The sequence below is a fragment of the Pseudarthrobacter sp. 10T415 genome, from assembly GCF_056394175.1.
Genome location: NZ_JBFTHJ010000003.1, coordinates 326565 through 341877, shown reverse-complemented (window position 1 = coordinate 341877; position 15313 = coordinate 326565). Strand labels below are relative to the sequence as shown.

The 15313-nt window shown below is 68.2% G+C and carries 14 protein-coding genes; 5 read left to right on the top strand and 9 right to left on the bottom strand.

Features of this window, described 5'->3' with window-relative positions:
• Positions 1-10: 10 nt before the first annotated feature.
• The 3 genes from AC1DBN_RS07195 to AC1DBN_RS07185 form a co-directional block, all read right to left on the bottom strand.
• Positions 11-1225: an FAD-dependent oxidoreductase gene (locus AC1DBN_RS07195; RefSeq protein ID WP_314214178.1), complete on the bottom strand. Its 1215-nt coding sequence runs from the start codon at positions 1223-1225 to the stop codon at positions 11-13.
• Between the two features lie 88 nt (positions 1226-1313).
• The gene (locus AC1DBN_RS07190) at positions 1314-2531 is read right to left on the bottom strand and encodes an MFS transporter (protein ID WP_477722894.1); all 1218 of its coding nucleotides are present in this window, start codon (positions 2529-2531) and stop codon (positions 1314-1316) included.
• Positions 2532-2596: 65 nt separating this feature from the next.
• A complete protein-coding gene (locus AC1DBN_RS07185) occupies positions 2597-3022 on the bottom strand; it encodes a hypothetical protein (protein WP_314214182.1) in 426 nt (141 codons plus the stop codon).
• Positions 3023-3206: 184 nt separating this feature from the next.
• Between AC1DBN_RS07185 and AC1DBN_RS07180 the strand changes: the two genes are divergently transcribed.
• Both AC1DBN_RS07180 and AC1DBN_RS07175 read left to right on the top strand, forming a co-directional pair.
• On the top strand, positions 3207-3572 hold the full coding sequence (locus tag AC1DBN_RS07180; RefSeq protein WP_091722332.1) for a hypothetical protein: 366 nt from the start codon (positions 3207-3209) through the stop codon (positions 3570-3572).
• A 154-nt stretch (positions 3573-3726) separates the two neighbouring features.
• Positions 3727-4050 (top strand): hypothetical protein, encoded by a 324-nt coding sequence (locus tag AC1DBN_RS07175; RefSeq protein ID WP_314214185.1) that lies wholly within the window; start codon positions 3727-3729, stop codon positions 4048-4050.
• Positions 4051-4197: 147 nt separating this feature from the next.
• Here the strand turns inward: AC1DBN_RS07175 and AC1DBN_RS07170 are convergent, their stop codons facing one another.
• From AC1DBN_RS07170 to aztB, 6 genes are all read right to left on the bottom strand, one after another.
• Complete coding sequence (locus tag AC1DBN_RS07170) at positions 4198-5967, bottom strand: EAL domain-containing protein (protein ID WP_477722893.1); 1770 nt, start codon at positions 5965-5967, stop codon at positions 4198-4200.
• A complete protein-coding gene (locus AC1DBN_RS07165; protein WP_477722892.1) occupies positions 5964-6794 on the bottom strand; it encodes an alpha/beta fold hydrolase in 831 nt (276 codons plus the stop codon). Before AC1DBN_RS07165 ends, AC1DBN_RS07170 begins: the two co-directional genes overlap by 4 nt.
• A gap of 150 nt (positions 6795-6944) precedes the next feature.
• A complete protein-coding gene (gene aztD, locus AC1DBN_RS07160) occupies positions 6945-8156 on the bottom strand; it encodes a zinc metallochaperone AztD (RefSeq protein WP_091722344.1) in 1212 nt (403 codons plus the stop codon).
• A 68-nt stretch (positions 8157-8224) separates the two neighbouring features.
• Positions 8225-9190 (bottom strand): zinc ABC transporter substrate-binding protein AztC, encoded by a 966-nt coding sequence (gene aztC, locus AC1DBN_RS07155; RefSeq protein WP_231994320.1) that lies wholly within the window; start codon positions 9188-9190, stop codon positions 8225-8227.
• A gap of 8 nt (positions 9191-9198) precedes the next feature.
• Positions 9199-10416, bottom strand: coding sequence for a hypothetical protein (locus AC1DBN_RS07150; protein WP_091722349.1), 1218 nt, complete (start codon positions 10414-10416; stop codon positions 9199-9201).
• Positions 10394-11311: a zinc ABC transporter permease AztB gene (gene aztB / locus AC1DBN_RS07145; RefSeq protein WP_091722352.1), complete on the bottom strand. Its 918-nt coding sequence runs from the start codon at positions 11309-11311 to the stop codon at positions 10394-10396. Before aztB ends, AC1DBN_RS07150 begins: the two co-directional genes overlap by 23 nt.
• 47 nt (positions 11312-11358) lie before the next feature.
• On the opposite strand from aztB, the gene aztA reads away from it, so the two are divergent.
• From aztA to AC1DBN_RS07130, 3 genes are all read left to right on the top strand, one after another.
• Positions 11359-11991, top strand: a complete 633-nt coding sequence (gene aztA / locus AC1DBN_RS07140; RefSeq protein ID WP_091722355.1) for a zinc ABC transporter ATP-binding protein AztA — start codon at positions 11359-11361, stop codon at positions 11989-11991.
• A 173-nt stretch (positions 11992-12164) separates the two neighbouring features.
• Complete coding sequence (locus AC1DBN_RS07135) at positions 12165-12788, top strand: hypothetical protein (RefSeq protein WP_091722358.1); 624 nt, start codon at positions 12165-12167, stop codon at positions 12786-12788.
• A 75-nt stretch (positions 12789-12863) separates the two neighbouring features.
• Positions 12864-15305, top strand: coding sequence for an Ig-like domain-containing protein (locus AC1DBN_RS07130; protein ID WP_477722891.1), 2442 nt, complete (start codon positions 12864-12866; stop codon positions 15303-15305).
• Positions 15306-15313: the final 8 nt, after the last annotated feature.

The window sequence follows — 15313 nt, the reverse complement described above, 5'->3', positions numbered from 1 at the left end:
CCCCGTCGGGTCAGAAAAACCGTGGGTGTTCTGGGCGGAATCCGATGCCGATGAACCGGGCTGCCCTCCGGCGTATCCGCGGGCCGAAGGCACGCAGAACCCACTTGGCCGGCCGGGGAACGAAGGCGCGCCGGCCGGGACGCCGTGCGATGGCGCGGTGGCCCAGGCGTTGAATGCGCTGCATCTTCCGGACGGGTACCTCCCGGCGGTTCTGCACCGCTGCCAGCGTTTCGTCGCGCACCTCGCCGCGGGCCAGCCCGGGGGCGACGGCGTTGGCGAGTGCCACGGCATCCTGGATGGCGTAATTGACGCCGACGCCGAACATGGGCGACATCGCGTGGGCCGCGTCCCCAATGGCGATGAATCCGGGCCGGTGCCACGTCTCCAGCCGGTTGATCTTCACGGACAGGAGTTTGATCTGCTCCCAACCCACGATGCTTTCCGCCGGGACGGCAAGGTGGGAAGCTGCGGCACCGATGCGGGCACGGAACGCCGCAAGCCCTTCGGCTTTGATGCTTTCGAAGCTGTCCTTGCGGATGATCATGCCGGATTGGTAGTAGCTGCCCCGGTCCAGGGTCAGCACCATCCCTTTGCCGGAAACGTAGCCGAGCGTTGGCGGAAGCGGGTCGAGGGGCTTGGGCAGGTGGAACCACAGCACGTCGATGGGCACGCCCGAGCCGGTTGGGTAAAGCCCGGCGTCGTTCCGGAGCGACGATCCGCGCCCGTCGGCCGCCACGGTCAGGGGCGCGCGGACTTCCAGCGCGCCGTCAGCATCCGTGGCCCGCACCCCGGCCACGCGGCCGCCGTCGTGAAGTACTTCATCTGCCCGTGTGCTCATCCGGAGCTCGAACCCCGGCAGCGCCGAGGCCTCGGCCGCCAGGAAGTTCAGGAAATCCCATTGCGGGGCGAACACCAGGAAGTTGTCCGGCGCCGGCAGGGTGCCAAAGTCCGCGATCGTGAAACGCTCCCCGTCGAACACCGCGTCCATGGTGGTGATGCGGGTCAGCGGCAGGTCCAGGAACCGCTCCAGCAGGCCCAGTTCGCGCAGGAGCGTAATGGTGGACGGGTGGATGGTGTCGCCGCGGAAATCACGGAGGAAGTCGGCGTGCTTTTCCAGGACCGTGACCTGCAGGCCAGCCCGCGCGAGGAGGTAGCCGAGCACCATTCCGGCGGGCCCTCCCCCGGCGATGACGCAGTCCCGCTGGATGCTCCGGGGAGTGTTCATGCGTACAGTGTCCACCCACCACAGCCCGTTGCCCTATCACTTGGAGTCCCCAAAACCCGGTTTTGGGGACTCCAAGTGATGGAGCAAGTCAGTAGTTGCGGCGGTGGTTCAGGCGGGGAATAACGACGGCGGACACGGCCGCCGCCGCGAACCCCAGGATGCCGGTGGCTGAGATCCCCGCGCCCAGGGATGCCACGGCGGTCACCCCGGAAAGCAGCAACGGCCCGCCCGTGGAGCCGGCGTCGGCCATGAACCGCCAGAGCCCAAGGAACTGGCCGCGTCCGCGGTCCGGCGAGAAATCGGCCCCCAGCGTCATCACCAGCCCGGAGCTGATGCCGTTGCCGAACCCGATCAGCAACGAGGCCAGCAGCAGCCCGGTGAACGAGCCTGTCAGCGGGATCAGCACCAGCGCCGCACCCATCAGCAGGGTGGACGGTACGGCCACGAACTGCCGGCCCTTGCGGTCCATGAGCTTGCCGGCGGGATAAAACACCAGCATGTCGATCGCCCCGGACAGGCCGTAAATGAGTGAAGCGGACGTGGCGTCCATGCCCAGGTGGTCGGCCCACAGCGGGATCACCACCTGCCGCGAGGAGCGGAGGGCGGACAGCAGGAGAATGCCGATGCCCACGGAGAGGAAGACCCCGGCATGGGACACCGCGACGCTCCGGAGCGTGGGCTGCGGGCCCGGCGTGCCGCCGTCGGACGCGTTCGGGGCGGCCAGGTCCGGGATGGTGAGGGACAGCAGCGCGGCCGCCGCCATGGCCACCACACCCACCCAGTAGGCGCCGTTGATGCCGCCAAACTGCATCACCCCAGCACCCAGGAACGGCCCGATGAACACGCCGATCCTGTTTACTCCGCCCAGCGTGGACAGCGCGCGGGCCCGGAATTCCACCGGCACCGCCTCGGTGAGGTACTTCTGCCGTGCCAGGCCAAAGACGCTTCCGGACATCCCGACGACGGTCATGGCCACGGCGAGCAGCACCAGGCCGTTGGGGGCAAGGGAGGACAACCCGGCAGCGGCGAGAGCCAGGCCGGCGGCGACGGACGCGCCCACGATGGACCAGCGCTCACCGAACTTCAGCGTGACGAGCGAGGCCGGCAGGTTGAAGAACCAGGATCCGAGTCCCATCAGGGTGACAATGAGGGCCGCCACGGCGACTGTGGCGCCCAGGTCGCGGGCGGTCAGGGCCACCACGGGAAGGATGGCCCCCTGCCCCAGGCCAAACAGCAGGGTGGGTCCAAAGGCGGCCACCGCAATGCTGCGCAGGTTGAAGGGCTGGGAGCCACCGGGGGAAGTCATCAGATTTATCCTAGGGCTGCACCCTCCTTCACCCGGGCGCGCAACGTCGCCCCGCGCAACAGAAGCTACTGCCGGGTCCGCGGTGCCAGCCCTGCCAGTGCCCGGATCAAGGCCACCACCTCCACCACGGCACCGATAACCGAGCCCACCATTCCCAGCGCAAGGAACACCCGCACCACCACGGGCCACCCGGACCAGCCATCGCCGAAGTCGAACGGGAAAACATCCCAGAGCCGGAGCAGTGCCGCCATTCCGAAGCCGAGTGCCACCAGGTTTCCGAGGGCCTGCAGGCCCCTCGACCGGACCACCACGAAGGCCAGGTTCACGATGATGCCGGCAATGAGGGCGGCATTGAGGGCGTCGAGGACGCGCGTCATGTCCGGAGCCAGGAACGGGACCGTGCTCCAGCCTGGCCACACATTGATGGCCCACAGCAGGACAGCATTGACGAGGACGGAGCCAACGCCGCCGCTGCGGCTGGTCGAAGCCATGCCATCAGCGTCGCGCCGGGCCGCCCTGGCCCGGAAGTGCCGAAAGTCCCGCGGGGCCGGGTGCCCGCAGCGCTGACCCGCCTTAGCCAGGCAATAAATTCGGGGGTCACAAACGCCCTGCGGAGGAGTAGATTTCGCCTTAGGGGTGCTGTTCCGTGCCCCTAGCCAAGGGGAGGTCAATGCAATGGGTGAAGTGTGGATCCGCACGCTCGGCAACGGGCTGGTCCGGGCAGACAGAGTCACGGAAATTTCCTCCACCCGCGGATCCCTCCACGAGGACCAGGGATATTCGTTGAAGGTCATCGTGGACGCCAAGGGCCATGTGCTCATTGACGATGCGGATCTGCAGGGCTCCCTTGGTGACCGGCTGGAGTATGCCAGGCACATGGAGGACGCCCTGCTGCTTGCCATGGATGAGGCCCGCGAAAACGATGCGTCAGTTGTGGTGTCCTTCGAGCCCGAGCGTCAGCGCTGGTCAGCGGCTCCCGTGGCGGTGCTGACAGGTAGGCTTCCGGACCTGGCCGGCAGGGTTCCCGAAGCAGTGGGCTGACCAGCAGTCACAGGATCAGCATCAACCCGGCCGGTAATAAATTCGTCAAAGTGTTGCGTGGATCACATTCAACCCCTACTCTGTATGAGGCTGATGAAAACGGCCACGCAAAAAGCTGCAGCGTCGCAGCCAATGCCGGGGAAGGCTTTACATCTTGAACTCTAAGCTCCACATTGTTGTCCGTGTTGATCTCGACCACGCACGTGCGAAGGTGACTGCAAAGGGGCATATCACCGTCCACAGCGTCAACGCCCTTTACGTAGTAGCTAAACGGGCCAACTCCTTGAAGGAAGGGCTGGACCTGGAACTGGATATCTCGCAGGCCTTCGTGGATGAAGCCGCACTGGAGATGCTCCGGACCGCGTCGGAAACCCGACATCTGCCCACCAGGATCGATCCGCTCCAGGCACCCTGCACCATCAGTGTCCTGGCACCGCGCCGCAAGGTTCCCGCCGCCGCCACCCGCCTGGCCGCATAGCGAAGACCCTGGCACCACAGAGCCCACGATTCGGGCCCGCGTGCCAGCCATTCCTGAAAGTTCCGCCCCTCGCCCTGTCCCCTTGCCGCTGAACCCACACATACGGGTGGCGGCTCCGGACGGGGCGACGTGCGTTAAGGGCCGTACTCAGGTGTGCGATGCCAGCCATTCCCTGAGCCGCGGCTCAGGAAGCGGACGGGCGAAAAGGTAACCCTGGGCAAGGTCGCAGCCCATGTCCTGCAGCGTCTGCGCCTGGCCGGAGGTTTCCACCCCTTCGGCCACGGCCCGGATCCCCACGGCGTGTGCCAGGTCGATGCAGCTGCCCACGATCGCGGCGTCCCCGGTGTCCAGTCCCAGCCCCATGATGAAGGACCGGTCAATCTTCAGTTCGTTGATGGGGAATTTCTTCAGGTAGGTGAGGCTTGAGTAGCCCGTGCCAAAGTCGTCGACGGCGAGCCCCACGCCCAGGTCCTTGAGGGCGGTCAGTGATTCGACGGCCGCGCCGGGATCGGACATCAGGGCCGTTTCGGTGATTTCGAGCAGCAGCAGCGCCGGGTCCATGTTGCGCCGCTCCAGCGCGCTTTCCACCATGTCCACCAGGCCGGGATCGTTGAGTTGCCGGGCGGAAAGGTTGACGGCGAATTCCAGTCCGGCACCGTGGTGGTCATCCCGGCGCAGGCTTTCGGCCAGTTTCAGGGTCTCGTCCAGCACCCACGCACCCAGCGGACGCACCAGCCCGGATTCCTCGGCCATGGCAATGAATTCCGCCGGCGGGAGCAGTCCACGGGTGGGATGCTGCCAGCGCACCAGGGCCTCCACACCGCTGGCCCGCCCCGTATGCAGGTCAATCCGGGGCTGGTAGTGGACACGCAGGGCGCCTTCGCCGATCCCCCGGCGCAGTTCGCCGAGGGCACGGAGCCGGTCCACTGCCGGGTCCGATGGTGCGGGCCGGTGCAGTTCCCAGCGGTTCCGGCCGCGTTCCTTGGCCCGGTACATGGCGATGTCCGCACGGCGGATGAGGTCTTCAACGGTGTCGTCCCCGCCCCGGGCAACCGCGATGCCGATGCTGGCCGAGGTGACGATTTCGATGCCCTCGAGATGGATCGGTGCCGCGAGCACGTCCAGCAGCCGGGCGGCCAGGGCGGCCGCTTCCTCTGTCCCGGCCACCGCGTCCAGCACCACGAACTCATCCCCGGACAGCCGCCCCACCGCACCGGGCGCCTGGACAGCTGCGGCCAGCCGTCCCGCGACGGACACCAGCAGGTTGTCCCCGGCGCCGTGGCCCAGGCTGTCGTTGACTGCCTTGAAGTGGTCCAGGTCGATAAAGAGGGCCGCCAGTGGATTCCCCTCACCCATGCTGTCCGTTGCTGCCCCGACAGCCGGCACTGCGCCAAACCGGGCCTTCAGGCCGGCCCGGTTTGGCAGGCCTGTCAGGGCGTCGTGCAGGGCCAGCCGCTGCAGTTCCTGCTCCGCGAGGGCACGCCTGGTATCCGATTCCTCGGCGGCGCGCAGGGCGGAGACCAGTTCCTTCTCGTACAGCCTGCGCTCGTGGGCGCTGAAGATGATCACGCGGACGCTGTCCGGTTCCTGCCCCGTCGCCGCGAACCGCGAAGCCGAGAGCAGCGCCGGGCGCCGGACGCCGTCGGAGCCGATGATGTCCACGGCAATCTCGGACACCGAGCCCGTGATGCCCAACTGCGGAATGCAGTGGGTGGCGTAGAGGATCTGGTCCCCCACCGGCATCAGCGATTGCAGCTTCGTTCCGAACAGCTTCGCCCGGCTGTAACCGGTCCACCGCACGAAGGTGTCGTTGACCGCAGCGATGTGGCCGGCGTCGTCCGTGATGAGGTAGCCGCACGGAGCCTGGTGGAAGAGCGTCTCGAAGTTGGCCACGGGCTGGCCGGCGGTGTCCGTCACGGGCGTGGATGGAGGTAATGCAGGATGGCTGCGGCTGTGGCTTCGGGAGCGCTCACATGGGGGCAGTGGCCGGTTGCGGTCAGCTGGACCAGGGAGCTGTGGCCGAGCTGCTGGTGGACGTAGGAACCCACCGCTGCCGGTGCCAGCAGGTCATCGGTGCATTGCAGGATCAGGCTGTCGCACTGGACCTGCGGCAGGACGTGGCGGGTGTCGGAGAGGAAGGTGACCCGGGCAAAGTGCCGGGCGATGGAAGGGTTGGTCCGGCAGATGCTGCTGCGGAGCTCCTCCGCGTACTCCGGGGTGCCGGCGTTGCCCATGGCCATCGGCGCCAGCGCCTCCGCCCAGGCGAAGTAATTACTGTCCAGGGAATCCAGCAGCCCTTCGATGTCCTCGTGCGAGAACCCGCCCACGTAGCCGTCGTCGGCGTCGTCCGTATATCTGGGCGACGGGGCCACCAGGATCAGCCTGGCAAAACGCTCCGGTTCGCGGGCCGCCGCGATCAGGGCGATCATGGCGCTGACGCTGTGGCCCACCAGGATCACGTCGTCCAGGTCCAGTGCCTCACAGATTTCCAGGACGTCGGTGGCGTAGCCGTCCAGGGTTCCGTACTTTTCCCGGTCGTACGCCTCCAGGTCGGAGTGGCCGGCGCCCACGTGGTCGAAGAGCACCACCCGGTAGTCGGCGGCGAAGTAGGGCACCAGCCGCCGCCACATGTCCTGGTTGCAGCCGTAGCCGTGGGCGAACATCATCACCGGCCCGTCCGCGCGGCCCAGCACGGTGACGTTGTTGCGATTGGCAACGGTCTCTGCGGTGAGTTCTCCGAGCATGATCCGGCCCCTAGGTAGTCAGCAGGGTGGCTTCTTCCTCAGATAGTAGTAGCGGCAGGCCTGAAACCAACCACAAATTTCGCGCAAGAGCCCTGGGAGCCGCGGACGCACCAGCCCGCGGCTCCCAGGACACAGCCATCGGACAAGCGCCTAGCCGGTAACCCCGGTCAGCTCGTTGGACACTGCCTCCAGCGTACCGGTGCCGGTAATCTTTCCCGTTTCGATGTCGACGGCGTGGATGGTCTTCGACGCCGGATCGGTCACGTAGGCGGTGTGCCCGTTGACGAACAGGGTGGGCCGGGGCTGCTGCCAGTCCAGCGGTTCCTCCCACGGCGCGGTCACCGGGAAGACGTTTTTGACAGCCGCTGTTGCGGGGTCGATGACGTGGAGGGCGCCGTCGGTGCCGAGCACCAGGGCTTCGCCGTGCGGTCCGCGGCCCAGGGAACGGAAGCTGTAGCTGGTGCCCAGGTCCACGAAAGCCAGGGATTTCGTTTCGGTGTTGATCAGGGAGACGGTCTCCGGCCGTTCCAGTTCGGCGTCCTTGTCCTGTTTGTAGTCGCCCAGGGTCACCGGGGATTCGTCCGAGCCGGCCTGGTTGCCGATCCGGCCGTATTCAGTGGGGCTCGCCAGCTTGGTGATGGCACCGTCGGCGTAGATCAGGACGCCGGTCTGGCATCCGATGACCACTGCCTCTCCGGCCGCCGTGGCCTCACCGTGGACGCCCGGGCAGTCCTCGTTCCTGGCTATTTCCTTGCCGTCGGCGTCCGTCACCACAATGCCGGGCCGTTCCTTGTCGTTCCCCAGGGTGAGGACCAGCTCGCCGTTGGCAAGTTCGACGGCGACACCATGGTGGGCTTCTTCGGTGCGGTGGGTTTCCACCCGGGGCTGTCCGGCGGCCAGGTCCGCAGAGTTGAAGACGGTCACCTCGCCGGTGCCGTCGCTGAAGAGGATGGTCTTTCCATGGTGGCGGACCACGTGGCCGGGCTTGGTGGTGGGGAAGACGATGTCCGTCATGGCCGGGTCCTGGGCGTAGTGCCTGCCGCCGTCGGTCCACGCCCCGGTGTCCAGGACCTCGAATCCCTTGGCGGTGGAGATGACCACATGGCGGCCGTCGCCGGCGGGGTTGATGCGGTTGAATCCCTCCATGGGAAAGTCGGCCAGCACCTTGAAGGTCTCCGGGTCGAGGACCTGGATGCCGCCGTCGTAGGTGGTGACAAGGCGCGGAGCTGCGGAGTCCACGGTGGCGGCCTGGGTTGGTGCAGGGCTGGCGGGGCTTGAGGCGGCAGTGCCGCAGCCGGACAGCAGCAGGCCGGCGGCGGCCAGCACTGTCATCAGGCGGACGGGTGCGGTGCGGTGATACATGGGTGGTTCCTTCTGTATGGGTGGGGAGCTCCGGGAGCGGAGCCCAGGGTCTGTCTGGTGGCGACGGGTCAGGCCAGGGCCCGGGTGATGCGCTCGGCGTTTGCGCGCATCATGCCCAGGTAGGTGCCGGCGTCGGACCCTTCAGGGCCCAAGGATTCGGTGAAGAGCGGGACCACGGTGATGTCTTCGCCGGCCTCGGCGGCCAGCACCTCGGCCAGCCGGGCGGGTTGCGACGAGTCGGCGAAGACGGCCCGCACCCCGGCGGACCGGATCTTGCCGGTGAGGTCGGCCAGGTCCGTGGGGCTGGGTGAGGCGAGCGTCGTGCCGCTTGGGATCACGGCACCCACCACCTCGAAACCGAACCGGTCGGCCAGGTAGCCGAACACGTGGTGGTTGGTGATGAGCTTGCGCCGGCCGGGATCGATGCCGGCGAATCCGGCCTCCATGGCTGCCTCCAGTTCCTGCAGTTGTCCCTTGTATTTGGTGGTCTGCGAGCGCACGGCACCGGCGTCAGCGCCTGCCACGTGCTCACTGACTGCCGCGGCGATGGCATCCGCGGCCCTGGCCACGCGGGAGGGGTCGGTCCAGAAGTGCGGGTCCGGAGCGCCCCGTCCGGACTGGGTGAAGGAGAGGGGCCCGACGGCGTCAAGCACCGGCAACGCCGGCACACCTTCGGCCTCGGCTGCTTTCACATGGTTGAGGACGTTCTCTTCGAGGCCGCCGCCGTTGTGGATGATGAGGGCCGCGTTTTCGATGCCGGCCGCCTGCCGTGCGGAGATGCCGAAGGAGTGCGGGTCCGCGTTGGCAGCCATGAGGACCACCACCTCGGCCTGCTCCCCCACCACGTTGCGGGTGATGTCGCCCAGGATGTTGGTGGTGACCACCACCGTGGGGCGGTCCGCGGCGGCGGCCGAACATCCGCCCAGCGCAAGCCCCAGGCCGAGGCCCAGCACCAGCAGGGCGCCCAGCCGGGCCGGCCAGCCTGCTTTCCGGGCAGGGTTCCGGCCTGCAGCCGGGGCGTGCCGCGTGCCCATGCCCCGCCTCACAGCCCGGTCTCCAGCACGATGTCCGCGGCAGGAACGTCGAAGCTCCGTGCCACCCGCAGCCCGTCCGCGTAGTCGATCTCGTGCACAGCGGAGCGGGCGGGGTCGCTCACATAGGCCCGGGAAGTGTCCACCAGGATCCGCGGAGCAGCGCCTCCCGGGACGGCAGGCGCAAGCAGCGGAACCTGCGCATCAACGGCACCGGTGGCCGGGTTCAGGGTCAGCAGTGATCCATCGGCGGCAACAGCCAGTACCCGGCGTCCGTCGCCCACCGCGGAAGCGGCAACCACCGGAGCCGGCGCGGGCAGGAACGTCCACTTCCGTTTGGCGGCATCGAGGTGCCACACCCCGGCATCGCCGGCCGGCCCGGCCAGTTCGTTGGACCCGGGGCGGTGGTCCAGGTGCGTGGCCGGCGGACGGCCCGCCCCGCCGTCGGGATACAGAATCTTCTCCGCGCTGAAGGTGCCCCCGTCCCCGCTGACCAGCAGCGCCCCGTCCGAGCACCCAAACACGATGCCCGCCCGGGTGGCAGCGTGCCCGGCCAGGCCCTGGCAATCCTGCCGGCCGAGCACCACCAAACCGCCGGCGTCGCGCACTTCAACCCCGTCCGCGGCACCGGAACCGGCGGCCAAGGACGCAACGAAGTGGCCCTCGTAAGGCACCACCACGCCGGTGTGCGGCGAGGTGGTGATCCGGGCCGACTCCGCCAGGTTGCCGGCGTCGAGATCCTTGTGGCGGTACACGGACGCGTACCCGCCGGACTCCGAAAACACCGCAATGGAGGTGCCGTCACCGGCCACTGCGCCCGCGTCCGGAACCTGAAGCGGGCCCACGGACCCTGGCTCGGCGCTGTAGTAATGCTTGTGCTCGCCGTGGTCAACGGTCCAGGCGCCGGTATCGAAGACCTCCACCCCCGCTCCCGTGGCCATCAGGGCGTACCGGCCGTCGCGGTAGGCGGCGGTGACGGGACCGCCAACGCCGGCGTCGGACGTGTCACCGGTGAGGAGCGAAAGCAGCTGCCCCTCCCCTGTGGCTGCGTTGACGGTGAGCAGGCCGGTCTGCGGTTCCGAATTCTCCTGCGCACCGGCAATAAAGCCGTGCGGTTCAGCGGTTTCCGGCGCGGATGCCGTGTCCGGGCCCGGTTCGGCGCAGGCGGACAGCAGCAGGGGCAAACCGAACAGGAGGGCGGCGGTTCTAGGCGTAGTGGTGCGGGGCACGGGTTTCCTTTTCCGGGAGTGGGGCTGGGGAGGGGACGACGACGACGGCGGCGGCGGCCAGCGCGCCAGGGCGCGGCTTGGTGCCGCGGGTGGCGGAGTGGCAGAGGGCGGAGGCGAAGTAGGACAGGGCGGCGACCAGGGCGATGGTGGCCCCGGCGGCAGTGGACGCGTACCAGGAGATCCACAGCCCGGCCACCACGCTGAAGACGCCAATGACGGCACCGAGTGCCATGACCGCCCTTATGGACCGGGCCCACACGAGCGCCGCCGCGGGAGGGGCGATCAGCAGCCCGAACACCAGGAGCGTTCCCACCACCTGGAAGGAGGCAGCCACGGCAACGGTGACCATGCCCAGGAGCACGGCATGCGCCAGGCGGGGCCGCAGCCCCAGGCTTGCCGCCTTCTGCGGGTGGAACGTGGCCGCCGCCAGGGCGCGGTGGAAGAGTGCGGCCACCCCCAGCACCAGGCAGCCGACGACGGCGAGCAGCGCCACGTCCTCCATGCCCACCGCCAGCACGTCCCCAAAGAGCGTGCCGGTGAGGTCCACGGCGAACGAGCCGGAGGCGGACACGATGATCACACCCAGCGAGAGCATCGCCACGAACAGCAGGCCGATGGCGGTGTCCTGGGAGACCCGCCGGTTCCGGGTAATCGCGGAGACGCCGGCCGCTGTGGCCGCAGCGCTGAGCGCGGCCCCCAGGAGGAGGTTGCCGCCCAGCAGGGATGCAACGGCGATTCCGGGGAGCAGCCCGTGGGACATGGCGTCGCCGAGGAAGGCCATGCCCCGCACCACCACCCACGTGCCCACCACGGCGCAGACCACAGCCACCAGGCTGCCGGCCAGGACGGCGCGCTGCACGAAAGTGGCGCCCAGGGGTTCAAGTATCCATTCCATCGCCGCCACTGTATCTTAATAAGAATCATTATCAATAAAGGAGCAGAATGGATGCCGTCAGGTTCAGCAATGTGGGGTACGCCTATCCGGACCGGCAGGTGTTGTCGGGCGTCAGCCTGGCGTTCGCGCCGGGGACGCATACCGTCCTGACCGGGCGGAATGGCTCCGGAAAGTCCACCCTCCTGGCCATGGCCGCCAGAGTCCTGACTCCGGATAGCGGCACCGTCGCCACCCAGGCACGCCCGGCATATGTCATCCAGCACATTGAAGCGCCTGACTCCATGCCGTGCACGGTGCGCCAGGCTGTGGAAATGGGGCGCTGGCCGCACCGCCGGGGGCGTCCACTCCGGGCCGCCGATCGCCAGGCGGTGACGGACAGCATGGAGCGGATGGGGATCACGGAGCTTGCCGGACGGCAGCTTCGCGAGCTGTCCGGCGGCCAGCGGCAGCGCACGCTGATTGCCCAGGGGCTGGCGCAGGAATCCCCCATCCTCCTGCTCGACGAACCCACCGCCGGACTGGACGCGGAGGCCCACCATTTGATCCGCGCCGCCGTCGCGGCAGAGCTGCGACGGGGCACCACGGTCCTGGAGGCCAGCCATGACGCGGCGGACATTGGCCGGGCCGGCCGCGTGATCACCCTGTCCGGCGGACAAGCGACCGAAACCAGCATCCTGTGAATATTTTGTCATACTGATGACAAACTGTGATGCGTTGATGTCATACCCGCGTAGATTTATCCGTAGGCCCTTTGTAGTCTGGACGTGTCAGTGCTTGGGGGGCCGGCAAAATCAGGGATGAATTTGCCGGGCAGACCGGGCAGGAAACTCGGTCAAAGGCAAGGTCTCAGCGCATGAAAACTCCGTCCGCACGCGTCCGCAAACTCGCAATGTTCGCTTCCGCCCCCGTTGCCATCCTCATCGCAGGCGGCATGGTGTGGCAGGGTTCCCAGGCGGCGTTCAACGCCACTACCCGCAACGCCGGCAGCTCCTGGAGCACCGGCAGCGTCACCCTCACCGACGATGACAACGGCGCCGCCGCTTTCCACGTCGAAAACATGGTCCCCGGCCAATCCGGCCAAAAGTGCATCGTGGTGACTTCCCAGTCCAACGTCCCCGGCGAGGTCCGCGCCTACACGCAGAACCTGGTCACCTCCAAGGGCTTGGAGAACCGTATCTACTTCGACCTTGAGCAGGGCACCGGCGGCTCGTTCAACGACTGCACCGGTTTCACGCCCACCGCCAACGAGGTGCCGGAACTTCCGCTGTCCCAGCTGGCCACGGTGAACCGGGACTTCGCCACCGGCGGCGCGGCCTGGGACACGGCCGGAACGCCCGGCGAGACGCAAAGCTACCGCGGCACCTGGCGCTTCGACACCACCGGCATGTCCCAGGATGAGGTCAACGCCCTGCAGGGTGCCCGGGTCAGCATCGACCTGGTGTGGGAGCTGCAATCTGACAACGCGCCCACCCCGTAGTCCGGGCCCGGCAACAGCATCGCGGTGAAGCGGGAGAGGCCCGGGTCTTCCCCGGGTCCCTCCCGGGCAAGTGCAGTGTTTTCGGCGGATGGCTGGGGGATCTTCCTTGCCTCCCTGGCATCCCGGCTGTATCTGGGTATCCTGCTGAGCCTTGCTCTTTTTGCGGTGCTGCCGGCCCTCCTCGGCTGGCACGGCGCCGTGGTGCAAAGCGGTTCGATGGAACCGCACATCTCCCCCGGCGACGTAGTGCTCGCCTCGGACCTTGACCCCGCACAGCCGGTGCCGCTGGGCCGCGTGGTGCAGTTCCGCAGCCCGGCCTCGGCCGAACCGAGCGGCGTTGAGAAGACCCGGCTGCACCGCATCGTCACGGCCAACGACGACGGAACCTACGTCACGGCCGGCGACGCCAATGCGGATGTGGACAGCACTCCCCTGACCCGCGGGCAAATCACCGGGCAGGCGCGCCTGCTGGTTCCCGGCGTCGGCCTCCCTGGCTTGTGGCTGGGCAGCGGCAACTTCCCGCCGCTGGCGCTCTGGTCCGTCATCACCCTCGCTGCCGTGGTTGCCGCGGTCTTCGGCGGCAGCAACCACGGACGGGACCGCAGCCCTGGCGCGGGCGGACCCGCGGAACCGGACGGGGACGGGGACGGCGGCGGTGGCGGAGACGAGAGCGGGCAGCCGGACGGGGACGACGGCGGCCCCTCCCCCGCGGCGAAGGCCGGCACCGCCGTCGGGATCATTGCAGCCCTTTCCGTAGTTGTGGTGCTGGGCGCCAGCGTCTTCTCGTCAGCGGCGTTCACCGCCAAAACGGCCAACGCCGCCAACTCGTTCGGCACTGCCGCGGACTGGTCGCCGCCCTCGGTCACCCTCGCGAACCCCGGCCCCACCGTCCGGGGCGCCGTGGTGCTCACCGCCGACGCCGGGGACCCCGAATCCGGCATCCGCACCGTCGCCATCCAGTACTCCGCCGCCGGGAGCAGCACATGGACCACCCTCTGCACCCCGGTCTCGGCACCCTTCTCCTGTGCCTGGAACACCGCCGCGCTGCCGGACGGCCAGTACAACCTGCGGGCCGTGGCCACGGACAACTCCGGCCTGAGCGCCACCACGCAGCCCATCAGCACCGCCGTGGCCAACGCCTTCTCGGTGGTCCTCAACGATCCGGGCGAGGTGGTTCGTGGAACCACCACCCTCACCGCCGGGCTCAACAACCCCGGCGCCGGCCTGTACACCGTCCGACTCGAGTACTCCGCAGCGGGGGCCAACAAGTGGAGCACGCTCTGCCTGAACCTGCTCTCCCCGTACAACTGCGCCTGGACCACCACCCTGTTCGCCAACGGCTCGTACGATCTCCGCGCCGTGGCCGTCTCCGGCCTGACCACCACGTATTCCGCTACGGTGGCGGACGTCCTGGTGGACAACACGGCACCGTCCGTCACCCTGACGGACCCCGGCGCCACCATCCGCGGCACCGGCACCTTCGCGGCGACGGCGTCGGACACTGACTCGGGAGTGGCGCAGGTGCAGTGGCAGTACCAGCGCACGGGTACCAGCACATGGCTGGCGATGTGCGCGGTGACGGACATCCCCTTCTCCTGCCGGTTTGATACCACCGCCCTGGCCAATGGCACCTACAACTTCAGGGCGGTAGCTACCGACGCGGCCGGCAACAGCTCCATTTCCACTGTCGCCTCCAACCGGACCGTGGACAACACCGTCGCCTCGGCATCCATGGAGGACCCGGGCGAATACCTCACCGGCACCGTCCCGCTGACGGCCGCGGCCAACTCACCGGCCGGCATCACCAGCGTCCGGATCCAGTCGGCGCCGGCCGGTACTAACACCTGGACCACCCGGTGCACGGCCATCACCAGCCCCTACTCCTGCGGGTGGAACACCACGGCGGTAGCGGACGGGCTGTACGATTTCCGCGCCATCCTGCTCGAGCCGTCCGGCAGGGAAACCACCTCCGCGACCATGGCCTCCCGCCGGGTGGACAACAGCCCGCTCCGCGGCGCCGACGTGCAGGCCGTCAACGGCACTGGTACCGCCGGGCGCCTTGATGCCGGCGACGTGCTCACCTTTACCTACAGCCAACAGGTCAGCCTGGGCTCCGTCACTTCCGGCTGGAACGGCTCCGCCCTCCCCGTGACCCTCCGCCTTCGCGACGGCAACCTGCTGGGCCTGGGCAACGGCGCCGACGCTGTGGACATCCAACGCACCGGCGGCACCGTGAACCTCGGGACACTGAACACCAAGGGCAACTTCATCAAGAACCGCAAGACCGCCACGTTCAACGCCACCATGTCCGCCACAACGGTCACCGCGGGCGGCGTCCCCAGGACTGTGGTCACCGTGACGCTTGGTACGGCGGCCAGCGGCGCATCCTCGCTGCGCACCTACGCCAACCCGGCGGCCATGGTGTGGAGCCCGACGGCGGCGGTCACCTCACTGACCGGCGTCGTGTCCTCCACGGCGCCGGCAACAGAGACGGGCATGCTGGACCGGGACTTCTAGAGCTTTGA